Raw genomic sequence first — 11,816 nt, forward strand, 5'->3', positions numbered from 1 at the left:
CCTTAAACGATTACCAGCACGATCAGAGAAATAAATGCCACGGCTGCCCATTGAGTAAGCACAATGATTTTCTTATCCACTGGCTTACCTTTTAAGCGAATCGGCATTACCTGAGGCATCATGCTGAAGAACGTTTGAGCATGCAGTAGGCTGCCCGCTAGCGCAACGATGTTAATCGCTATGACCACTGGGTTGGCCATAAACTCAAGCCAGCCTTGCCAAGCTTCAGGACCTTTCACTAGTGAACCTAAACCGAAAGTCAGGAAGACAGTAAATAGGATCAGAGGCAGTACAGTCGCTTCGCGAAGCATGTAGAAGCGGTAAAAAGGATGATCTTTCCACCAAGTACGTTTTACTTCACGAACATAAGGTTTACGGTTACTCATTCTTATGCCTCCTTTGCTGGTGTGCCGTCAGGCTTCAGCATAGCAATCACGAAGTCCATAGAAGACTCGACTTTACCTTGGTTTACTGCAGCCGCCGGATCGACGTTCTTCGGACATACTTCAGAGCAGTAGCCCACGAAGGTACAGCCCCAAGCGCCGTTTTCACCATTGATCATCGCCATACGCTCTGCTTTACCATTGTCACGACTGTCGAGGTTGTAACGATGGGCAAGAGTCAGTGCAGCAGGGCCGATAAACTCAGGGTTTAGACCAAACTGCGGACATGCTGCGTAACATAGACCACAGTTGATACAACCTGCGAACTGCTTGTACTTGGCCATTTGCTCTGGCGTTTGCAGGTTAGTACCATCTTCAGGTTTACGATCATTACCGATGATGTAAGGCTTGATAGCTTCAAGGCGTTCAATGAATGGCGTCATGTCGACAATCAAGTCTTTCTCGATTGGGAAGTTTGCCAGTGGCTCGATCTTCACGCCGTTTGGGTAATCGCGCAGGAAGCTTTTACACGCTAGTTTCGGCACGCCGTTAACCATGATGCCGCATGAACCACAGATCGCCATACGACAAGACCAACGGTAAGATAGGTCTTTATCTAGGTTATCTTTGATGTAGCCAAGTGCATCAAGGGTCGACATAGTTTCATCGAATGGCACTTCAAAGGTCTGGAAGTGCGGTTCTGCGTCTTTCTCTGGGTCATAACGCAGAATCTCTACTTTTTGGATGCGATTTGCTGACATTATGCTTGCTCCTCTGCGTTCTTCTGTGCCGCTTTTGCTGCTTCTTCAGCGGCTGCTTTCTCTGCGGCTTCACCGTATAGACGAGCTTTAGGCTGTGACTTAGTGATAGTCACCTTGCTGTAGTCGATAGTTGGCGCAGCATCTGGCTGGAAGAAAGCCAGCGAGTGTTTGAGGAACTCTACGTCATCACGCTCAGTACAACCATCATCTAGACGCTGGTGGGCACCACGAGACTCTTTACGTAGGATCGCAGAGTGAACCATAGCTTCTGCGACTTCTAGGCCGTAACCGACTTCGATAGCGTACAGAAGGTCAGTGTTGAACACTTTGCCTTTGTCTTTGATGCTGATGCGCTTGTAACGCTCTTTCAACTCAGTGATTTTATCAATGGTCGCTTGCATCAAATCTTCTTGGCGGTAGATACCACAGCCCGCTTCCATGGTATGACCCATTTCAGTACGGATATCTGCCCAGTTTTCATCGCCTTCTTGGTTCATTAATGCTGCGATACGCTGCTCAACATCTTTGACTTGAGCTGCAATAGACTCTTCGTTCCAGCCCTTGAATTCCGCTGCACGCTTCACTGCTTGTTCACCAGCAACACGGCCGAATACCACAAACTCAGCCAGTGAGTTAGAACCTAGACGGTTAGCGCCGTGAAGACCAACAGAAGCACATTCGCCTACTGCGAATAGACCTTTAATGCGCGTTTCACATTCGCCGTTAGTTTCAATACCACCCATGGTGTAGTGCACCGTTGGACGAATTGGAATCGGCTCTTTCGCAGGGTCAACGTTAACGTATGCTTTCGCTAGCTCACAGATAAACGGTAGACGCTCTTGCAGGTACTCTTCACCAAGGTGGCGAAGGTCTAGATGAACCACATCACCTAGAGGATGTTTAATGGTGTTGCCTTTCTGCTGTTCGTGCCAGAAAGCCTGTGAAACCTTGTCGCGAGGACCTAGTTCCATGTATTTGTTCTTTGGCTGGCCAACTGGAGTTTCAGGGCCCATGCCGTAGTCTTGTAGGTAACGGTAGCCATTCTTGTTAACGATGATACCACCTTCACCACGACAGCCTTCGGTCATCAGGATACCTGTACCTGGAAGACCTGTTGGGTGGTACTGAACGAATTCCATATCACGTAGAGGTACGCCATGGCGGTAAGCCATTGCCATACCATCACCGGTTACGATACCGCCGTTAGTATTACAGTGATAAACACGACCTGCGCCACCTGTTGCTAAAACAACAGACTTGGCTTTAATCGTAACGAGTTCACCTTCTGACATGTGGATAGCGATAAGGCCTTGCACTTCGCCTTCATCGACAAGCAGATCCACCACAAAGTACTCATCAAAACGCTTGATGTTGTCGTACTTCATTGATGTCTGGAATAGGGTGTGAAGCATGTGGAAGCCAGTTTTATCAGCCGCGAACCATGTACGCTCAACTTTCATACCACCAAATCGGCGTACGTTGACTTCACCGTTTTCTTTACGACTCCATGGGCAGCCCCATTGCTCCATTTGGATCATTTCGCGAGTCGCGTTTTCTACAAAATATTCAACAACGTCCTGTTCACATAGCCAGTCACCACCGCCAACAGTGTCGTTGAAGTGGTTGTCTAGACTATCTTCATCCTTGATAACTGCTGCCGAGCCACCCTCCGCTGCGACCGTGTGAGAACGCATTGGATAAACTTTAGAAATGAGTGCGACTTCTAAATCAGGGTTTGCTTCAGCTGCTGCAATAGCAGTGCGAAGACCAGCGCCGCCTGCGCCGATGACTGCGATATCTGTGGTGATAGTTTGCACAGTTATCCTCCAGTGTGAATTTGCGGAGTAATCCGCTTGTTATAGTTAAATGGGGTAATTCCCCAAAAGTGGTAGGGTTAGTGTAGAAGAGCTAGTTTGCAGAAAAATTGATGTATTTAGGTTTTTGCTCCGGTAATGCATTCAAGAGCATAAAAAATATAGGTTATGTGATTGCAATCACGGCAAGAAATGATTGACAGAGCAGTAGATAGTAGAGGTTTGTTAAGGCGCTGTTACATGACATTAGCTTGGGCAATATCTAATACAGGCTAGGCGAATTTTTGTTCTGTAATACGTTGAAATCTTGCTTCACATGTAAGCTTGTTGAGCGGTGGTAATTTGCTAGGAAAATAGCAGGAAACTTGATATTTTCTCAGCCAGATAAAGCAGTGAGATTTGAGTTATGAGTGATCAGTGGCAACCCACAGCGTCGATAAAGCAACTTAGACAGCGCGCGAACGTGCTTGCGCAGATACGGCAATTCTTTGCTGAGCGAAAGGTGTTGGAGGTCGATACTCCGGCAATGAGCCATGCGACAGTGACGGATATTCACCTACATACTTTTCAGACAGAGTTTGTAGGTCCGGGATATGCGGATGGCAGCAAACTCTATTTAATGACTAGCCCTGAATTTCATATGAAGCGATTGCTGGCAGCGGGCAGTGGTTGTATCTATCAGATTAACAAAGCGTTTCGCAACGAAGAGAACGGCCGTTTCCATAACCCAGAGTTCACCATGCTTGAATGGTACCGAGTCGGCTTTGATCACCATAAACTGATGGATGAAATGGACGCTTTACTGCAAGTCGTTCTTGAATGTGGTCAAGCGGAGCGAATGACCTACCAACAAGCTTTTATTGATGTACTTGGCGTCTGCCCATTAGAAGGCACAATGGCAGAGCTAAAGCTAGCAGCCGAGAAGCTAGGTTTAAGTGATATTGCGCAGCCAGAGGAAGACCGTGATACCTTGCTTCAGCTACTGTTTAGTATTGGTGTCGAAGGTAAGATAGGCCAAAGTGCCCCGGCTTTTGTTTACGACTTCCCGGCTTCCCAAGCGGCACTGGCGAAGATCAATAAGCAAGACTCACGTGTTGCTGATCGCTTTGAGGTTTACTTTAAAGGTATAGAACTCGCGAACGGTTTCCATGAGCTTGATGATCCACAAGAACAGCTAAAGCGATTTGAACAAGATAACGCCAAGCGCATTGAGATGGGGTTGTCAGCTCAGCCTATCGATCATCATTTGATAGCAGCACTCAAGTCAGGTTTACCTGAATGTGCCGGAGTGGCACTAGGGGTTGATCGCTTAATCATGCTCGCGATCGGTTGCGATCATATTGATCAGGTCACGGCGTTTCCGTTTCCGATAGCGTAAGGAAATGTGCAACAGATTCTTATTCTGAGTGTAATTGACTCGCGTAGGCATCTTAACCTCGCTATACTTCCAATCTGAATTTTTAGTCTAGAGCTGCTATTCCCTTCATTGTTGAAGTGGCAGCTCTATCATCAAAGAGCACAGGACATGCAAGAGTACATCGCATTTTTTCAAGAGAACATGATTCTATCTCTGGTATGGGTTGGTCTACTAGTCGCCCTTATCATGAATATCGTTAAATCAACGACAGCTGCATACAAAGAAATCACCGCAGCACAGACTACTCAGCTAATGAACCATCAAAGTGGTGTAGTCGTTGATATCCGCAGTAAAGATGAGTTCCGTAAAGGACACATTACCGATGCACTTCACATTTTGCCGTCTGATATCAAAGCAGGTAACTTCGGAAGCCTTGAAAACCACAAATCAGACCCAATCATTGTAGTGTGTAAGACAGGTCAAACGGCTCAAGAGAGCGCTAACCTTCTTGCTAAAGCGGGCTTCGAAAATGTAAGTCTGCTTAAAAATGGTTTGATTGCTTGGAGTGAAGCAAACATGCCTTTAGTGAAAGGTAAGAAGTAATTCAAACACCGAATGCCTTAAACGCTGATTGAAAAATCGGCGTTTGTTTTAGAGAGATGTGAAGAGTTCCACGAAATTCATTGGAACCCTAGTCATAGCAAGCTCTCTCAGTTAGTCTCCAATCAGACTATTTATCGCAGGATTAAAGGATTTTTAAAATGGCTGAAGCAGCACCACAACAAGAAGCACAAAACTTCGCAATTCAACGTATCTTCCTTAAAGACGTATCTTTCGAAGCTCCAAACTCACCAGACATGTTCCAAAAAGAGTGGAATCCAGATGTTAAGCTAGATCTTGACACTCAAAGCCGTGAGCTAGGTGAAGGCGTATACGAAGTTGTTCTACGTCTGACAGTAACGGTTAAGAACGCTGAAGAGACTGCGTTCCTATGTGAAGTGCAACAAGGTGGTATCTTTACTGCAGATAAGATGGAAGCTGGCCAACTAGCGCATTGTCTAGGTGCATTCTGCCCGAACATCCTATTCCCTTACGCTCGCGAAACTATCTCAAGCCTAGTGGTTAAAGGTACGTTCCCACAACTAAACCTTGCACCAGTTAACTTTGATGCTCTGTTTATGAACTACCTACAGCAGCAAGCTCAGCAAGAAGGTGAAGCTGAAGCGTAATGACTGATTCCTCTGTGTGACAGAGGTGCGGTATAAAATGCACAGAGCGTCTCTATTTGATGCGATGTGCATTTTTTGTTTATAGGATTGGATTCTTGCCACTGATATTTAGTAGCAATACTAATAGTTAGCGGCAAGATTCTAGTCACCCTAATGACAATCAGGCGGAATAATGAAAGATAAGACCAACAATGCCTACGGGAAAGAAATTGCAATGACCGTACTTGGTGCCGGTTCCTACGGTACTTCGCTTGCCATCTCTTTAGCACGAAATGGTGCCAACGTAGTAATTTGGGGCCATGAACCTGAGCATATGGCTCGTCTGGAAGCAGATCGTGCCAACCACGAGTTTCTACCTGGAATTGAGTTTCCTCAATCATTGATTGTTGAATCTGATCTTGAGAAGGCAGTGCAAGCAAGTCGTGATCTGCTGGTGGTTGTGCCAAGTCATGTGTTTGGCATTGTGCTAAACAATGTTAAACCGCACTTGAGAGACGACTCGCGTATATGTTGGGCAACCAAAGGGCTAGAGCCAGAAACTGGCCGCCTATTGAAAGAAGTCGCCAATGAAGCGCTAGGTGAAGGCTACTCTCTGGCGGTTTTATCTGGACCTACGTTTGCGAAAGAGCTTGCAATGGGAATGCCGACAGCGATTTCTGTTGCGTCACCAGACAACGACTTTGTGGCTGATCTACAAGAAAAAATCCATTGCAGCAAAACTTTCCGTGTTTACGCAAACAGTGACTTCATTGGTATGCAATTAGGCGGTGCAGTTAAGAACGTGATTGCGATTGGCGCAGGTATGTCTGATGGCATTGGGTTTGGTGCCAATGCGCGTACGGCTTTGATCACTCGCGGTTTAGCAGAAATGACCCGATTGGGTGCTGCGCTAGGTGCACAGCCAGAAACCTTTATGGGCATGGCAGGATTGGGTGATTTGGTATTAACTTGTACCGATAACCAATCTCGTAACCGCCGCTTTGGCTTAGCACTAGGTCAGGGTAAAGATGTCGATACCGCCCAAGATGAAATTGGTCAAGTTGTCGAAGGTTATCGCAACACTAAAGAGGTCTACCTGTTAGCTGAGCGTATGGGTGTCGAGATGCCAATTGTTGACCAAATATATCAAGTATTGTATCAAGGGAAGGATGCAAACTTAGCGGCGAAAGATTTGCTCGCTCGCGATAAGAAAGCGGAAGCATAAAGAACAATAGCAACACTGGACTTTGTATCTAGATACTAGGGATTCAGTACTAGGAAAATTCATGAAACATTGTGAGAAACAGAAGGTTTGGCAAACCATTGTTAAGGAAGCAAGAGAGCTTTCTGAACAAGAGCCAATGTTAGCAAGCTTCTATCATGCCACTATTATTAAGCATGATAGTTTGAGCGCGGCGTTAAGCTATATTTTAGCGAATAAGCTTAATACAGCGTCAATGCCGGCGATGGCGGTCAGGGAAGTGGTTGAAGAAGCCCTAAACTCAGACCCAAGTATCAGCGCTGCTGCCGCTTGTGACATATGTGCCACGGTAAACCGAGACCCTGCTGTTGCAATGTATTCAATGCCGCTGCTGTACCTAAAAGGTTATCACGCCTTGCAAGGTTATCGAGTAGCAAACTGGCTGTGGAAGCAGGGACGTATTGCGCTCGCTACTTACCTACAAAACCAAATCTCAGTCGCGTGTCAGGTGGATATTCACCCGGCGGCTAAAATTGGTCGCGGTATCATGCTAGACCACGCCACGGGTATCGTGATTGGTGAAACGGCCATTGTAGAGAATGATGTATCTATCCTACAGGACGTGACATTAGGTGGTACTGGTAAAGAGTGCGGCGATCGTCACCCGAAAATTCGTGAAGGTGTGATGATAGGTGCTGGTGCTAAGATTCTCGGTAATATTGAAGTTGGAGAAGGGGCTAAGATTGGCTCTTGTTCAGTAGTACTTCAAGCTGTTCCCGCTCATACCACAGTCGCAGGGGTTCCGGCTAAGATTGTTGGTAGACCTAAGACCGATAAGCCATCTTTGGATATGGACCAACAATTTAATGGTCGTTCACAAAGCTTTATTGGTGGGGATGGGATTTAAGAACTAGAACGGACTTCGTCTTCCGAGAACACTGCGTTTCGAGAGTCGAGACCGGACTTCGTCCTTCGAGAGTTTTTCGCTAGCACATCCCGAATCCATGGAGAACTGCTCCTAAATAAAAAGGATTGACACTTGGTGTCAATCCTTTAATTTTTCTCGCTTCTCGCTTCTCGCTTCTCGCTTCTCGCTTCTCGCTTCTCGCTTCTCGCTTCTCGCTTCTCGCTTAACCTAGAGCATCAAGTTCAGTAAGAACTTCTTCAGCCCATTCGATCCACGCTTGGCGGATAAGCAGGTTTCTACGTAGCGTTAGGCGCTCTAAACGTTGCTGCTTATCTAAAGTCGCAGTTGTTGAGTAATACGCGTTTTCGATTTCTTGGTAGTGAGCAACCAGTTTTCGCGACTCTTCAACTAGCTCGGCCAATTGAGCGCGGTATGGCGCAGATGGCTGAACGGCACAAGCCATAAGCTTAGCTGAAAACTCGTCACGGACGGTTGGGTGAGAGGTTGGTTGGTCAAACCATTCACCTAGTGCAGTACGACCAGAATCAGTAATTGAATATACTTTACGGTCTGGTTTGCCTTCTTGAGGCTCTAGTACACAGGTTACTAGGTTGTTTTGAGCCATCTTGTTTAACTCGCGATAAACTTGCTGGTGGCTCGCTTTCCAGAAATAGCCGATAGTGGCTGAAAATTCTTTAGTGATATCGTATCCAGTCGCATCGCGTGTGCTTAGAACGGTTAAGATAACGTGTGGTAATGACATGTCTTCAATCCAAATGGTCAATAAACTACTAAATACAACCACTTAATTTCTGTCGTGCTTCTTAATGGCACTGATCATCAGTAGAAAAAGTGGCACCAACAATGTTGGTCATGTCACCTAAAAAAGCCGTTTATCACCTAGGATCGATAGTTAAGATATCGAAGAGCTGCAGCATGTTGATTTTATATAAGTCGCCACAGCGGTGAAGTAGTATATCTAAATAATAAGCATAAAGTAGAATAGAAGGACAAAATATCCCAAAAAACTGACAAAAATCTCAATAGTGCGCCACATTCAGAGAAATATTTTGTAATTTGAGTATAAATGTCGCACCTGTGGTTCGACTTTCTATAAGAAATGCTCTGGAAGACATAAAAAAAGGTTGGTGAGTTCACACCAACCTTCTTTACATTTTACGGGAAATTAGCCTGTATTACGCATACCCGCCGCAATGCCGGCAATGGTTACCATTAAGGCTTCTTCTAACTCTGGCGCTGCCTGCTCATCTTGGCGCGTACGATAGAGCAGTTCAGCTTGAAGCATGTTCAATGGCTCAACATAGATGTTACGCAGACGAATAGACTCTTGGCCCCATGGGTCGCTTTGCATCAAGTTTTCGTTGTTTTCTACGTTCAGCACAGACTTGATATCTTTTTGCAGCTGTCCGCGCAGGCGGTCACCCAGAGGCAGTAAGTTGCTGTCGACCAAGCGCTCATCGTAGTAACGAGAAATCTCTAGATTACATTTGGTGTAAACCATTTCGAGCATACCTAGGCGAGTCGAGAAGAATGGCCACTCACGACACATCTCCTCTAGTAGCGCTTGATGGCCTTTATCTACTGAATATTGGATGGCTTCACCGGCACCAAGCCAAGCAGGAAGCACCAGTCGGTTTTGGCTCCATGAGAAGATCCAAGGGATTGCACGTAAGCTTTCTACGCCGCCTTTCGGGTTACGTTTTGCAGGTCTTGAACCTAACGGCAGTTTGCCCAGTTCTAGCTCTGGTGTCGCTTGGCGGAAATAAGGAACAAAGTCTGCTTCACCACGGACCACATTGCGATAAGCTTCACAGCTGACTTCTGATAATACGTTCATCAAGTCACGCCATTCTTGTTTTGGCTCTGGTGGTGGTAGCAGGTTCGCTTCAAGGATCGCACTTGCATACAAGCTAAAGCTGTTGACCGCCACTTCAGGAAGGCCAAGCTTAAAGCGTATCATCTCACCTTGTTCAGTCACTCGTAGACCACCTTTCAAGCTTTTCGGTGGCTGAGATAGCAGTGCCGCGTGTGCAGGAGCACCACCACGACCGATGGTACCGCCACGGCCGTGGAATAGAGTCAGTTCAACGCCTTCCTCTTCTGCCACTTTGACCAGTGATTCCATTGCGTGGTACTGAGCCCAACCTGCCGACATAACACCAGCATCTTTGGCTGAATCAGAGTAGCCGATCATGACCATTTGGTGGTTTTGGATAAAGCCACGGTATAGGTCGATGCCCATCAGCTGTTTGATAACGGACTCAGCATTGTTCAAGTCATCGAGTGTTTCGAATAGTGGACATACGTCCATGCGGTAAGGGCAGCCTGATTCTTGCAATAGCAGGTGAACAGCAAGGACATCAGAAGCTGTACGGGCCATTGAGATAACATAAGCACCAAACGCTTCACGTGGCTGAGCAGCAACGATTTTACAAGTATCGAGCACTTCTTTAACCGCTTCTGACGGTTGCCAGTCTCTAGGTAGTAGCGGGCGCTTCGATGCCAATTCATTAGTTAAGAAAGCAACTTTGTCTTGCTCACTCCACTGATCGTAATCGCCAATGCCGAGGTAGCGAGTCAGCTCAGATAGGACATCTGAATGACGAGTACTTTCTTGGCGAACATCGAGACGAACTAGGTGGACACCAAACGCTTTAATACGGCGTAATGTATCCAGCAGTGAGCCGTCAGCAATAATGCCCATGCCACACTCGTGCAGTGATTGGTAACATGCGTATAGTGGTTCCCAAAGCTGCTCGACGCGTTGCAGTGGTGCTTTTACCGCTAACTTCTGACCGTGGATCTTCGCATCAAGGATCTCTTTGGTTTCATTGAGCAGGGCGCGTAGTTCTTTCAGTACAGCGCGGTAAGGTTCATGTTCATTTTCACCAGCCAGAGCACGCACAGCAGTATTACACTGAGTCATCGACAGTTCGCTAACTAGCTCGTTGATGTCATTTAGGTAAAGGTCAGCCGCCTTCCAACGCGAAAGGAGCAGAACCTCACGAGTAATGGTGTGCGTTACGAATGGGTTGCCATCGCGGTCACCGCCCATCCAAGAAGAAAAATGCACTGGTCGCGCGTCAATCGGCAGACCTTCGCCAAGGTAACCTTCAAGGCGCTGATCAAGTTCGCGCAAAAAGTCAGGTACCGCTTCCCAAAGTGAGTTCTCGACGACAGCAAAGCCCCATTTCGCTTCATCAAGCGGCGTTGGTCGTTGCTTACGAATGGTGTCTGAGTGCCAGCTTTGGGCAATCAATTGCTCTAGGCGGCGTTCTGTTTTCTGACGCTCTTTCGCTGAAAGGTCACCAAGCTCTAACTTAGATAAGCACTTATTGATCTTCACGAGCTTGTGGATCATGGTTCGACGAGTAATTTCGGTCGGGTGCGCTGTCAGTACTAGTTCAATATTAAGATCGCGCACTGCTTGCGCTGTATCTAACTTGCTAATGTCATTTTGAGCAAGTTTAGAGAATAGGGAGTTAATTGCGTCTGGTTCGCAAACATGAGCATCACAGTGGCGAGAGATGGTATGGTACTGCTCTGCCATGTTAGTCAGGTTTAGAAATTGGTTGAATGCGTGAGCAACAGGGGTTAATTGCTCATTTGGCAGGCTTTTAATCTCATCAATCAAGCTATCTCTGTCTTGTTGATTGCCTGCGAGGGCGGACTTAGAAAGTTTACGAATGGTTTCTACTTTCTCTAGAAGTACGTCACCATGTGCATCCTTGATGGTGTTACCGAGCAAGTGTCCTAGCATGCTCACATTGCTTCTGAGCGCAGAGTATTTCTCGTTCATTGTCATCCTGCCTTGTAAAAAAATTACATCCAATGTTCCTTGTTAGATAGACAATCTAGCGAAAAATATCGCTTCGAGTCAAATACTGTAGGCTAAGTTTGCAAATATTATGCAAATGAATGTAACGCTTTGCGAGCTATCCGATTGACTAATTATGTTGAAACTTTCTTACAGAATGAGAGAGGCTTCGCCTATAGGAACGGACTTCGTCCTGTGGAAAACGAGAACGGGCTGCGCCCTATAGAACGCTGCGCTACTGGATAACTGGAGCGGGCTTCGCCCTTGTGGAAAACTAGACTTGATTTTTAACCATAGTGGAGCAACTTTAGTTTTCCCGTTTTCCCGTTTTCCCGTTTTCCCGTTTT

10 protein-coding genes are annotated in these 11,816 nt (G+C 46.5%); 5 read left to right on the forward strand and 5 right to left on the reverse strand.

The window, feature by feature from the left end:
• Positions 1-2 precede the first annotated feature (2 nt).
• From frdC to frdA, 3 genes are read right to left on the reverse strand one after another with little or no spacing between them, the layout of a single operon-like run.
• Complete coding sequence (gene frdC, locus AC6R00_RS11025) at positions 3-386, reverse strand: fumarate reductase subunit FrdC (RefSeq protein WP_239827320.1); 384 nt, start codon at positions 384-386, stop codon at positions 3-5.
• Between the two features lie 2 nt (positions 387-388).
• Entirely contained in the window at positions 389-1,144 is a 756-nt protein-coding gene (locus AC6R00_RS11030; RefSeq protein WP_239827319.1) for a succinate dehydrogenase/fumarate reductase iron-sulfur subunit, read from the reverse strand.
• Entirely contained in the window at positions 1,144-2,961 is a 1,818-nt protein-coding gene (gene frdA, locus AC6R00_RS11035) for a fumarate reductase (quinol) flavoprotein subunit (protein WP_239827318.1), read from the reverse strand. Before frdA ends, AC6R00_RS11030 begins: the two co-directional genes overlap by 1 nt.
• 403 nt (positions 2,962-3,364) lie before the next feature.
• Between frdA and epmA the strand changes: the two genes are divergently transcribed.
• From epmA to cysE, 5 genes are all read left to right on the forward strand, one after another.
• Entirely contained in the window at positions 3,365-4,336 is a 972-nt protein-coding gene (gene epmA, locus AC6R00_RS11040) for an elongation factor P--(R)-beta-lysine ligase (RefSeq protein ID WP_500640435.1), read from the forward strand.
• 147 nt (positions 4,337-4,483) lie between these two features.
• Positions 4,484-4,918: a rhodanese-like domain-containing protein gene (locus AC6R00_RS11045; RefSeq protein WP_049842983.1), complete on the forward strand. Its 435-nt coding sequence runs from the start codon at positions 4,484-4,486 to the stop codon at positions 4,916-4,918.
• Between the two features lie 158 nt (positions 4,919-5,076).
• On the forward strand, positions 5,077-5,544 hold the full coding sequence (secB, locus tag AC6R00_RS11050) for a protein-export chaperone SecB (RefSeq protein WP_004743280.1): 468 nt from the start codon (positions 5,077-5,079) through the stop codon (positions 5,542-5,544).
• Between the two features lie 172 nt (positions 5,545-5,716).
• Entirely contained in the window at positions 5,717-6,748 is a 1,032-nt protein-coding gene (gene gpsA / locus AC6R00_RS11055; RefSeq protein WP_004743281.1) for an NAD(P)H-dependent glycerol-3-phosphate dehydrogenase, read from the forward strand.
• A 61-nt stretch (positions 6,749-6,809) separates the two neighbouring features.
• Positions 6,810-7,631, forward strand: a complete 822-nt coding sequence (gene cysE, locus AC6R00_RS11060; RefSeq protein ID WP_004743282.1) for a serine O-acetyltransferase — start codon at positions 6,810-6,812, stop codon at positions 7,629-7,631.
• A 223-nt stretch (positions 7,632-7,854) separates the two neighbouring features.
• On the opposite strand, the gene AC6R00_RS11065 is transcribed toward cysE, so the two are convergent.
• Together AC6R00_RS11065 and ppc are read right to left on the reverse strand one after the other, a co-directional pair.
• Positions 7,855-8,394 (reverse strand): PadR family transcriptional regulator, encoded by a 540-nt coding sequence (locus tag AC6R00_RS11065; protein ID WP_004743283.1) that lies wholly within the window; start codon positions 8,392-8,394, stop codon positions 7,855-7,857.
• 423 nt (positions 8,395-8,817) lie between these two features.
• Positions 8,818-11,451, reverse strand: a complete 2,634-nt coding sequence (ppc, locus tag AC6R00_RS11070) for a phosphoenolpyruvate carboxylase (protein ID WP_500640436.1) — start codon at positions 11,449-11,451, stop codon at positions 8,818-8,820.
• Positions 11,452-11,816: the final 365 nt, after the last annotated feature.

The sequence above is a fragment of the Vibrio sp. R10-SF1-ISO8 genome (genome assembly GCF_059833805.1).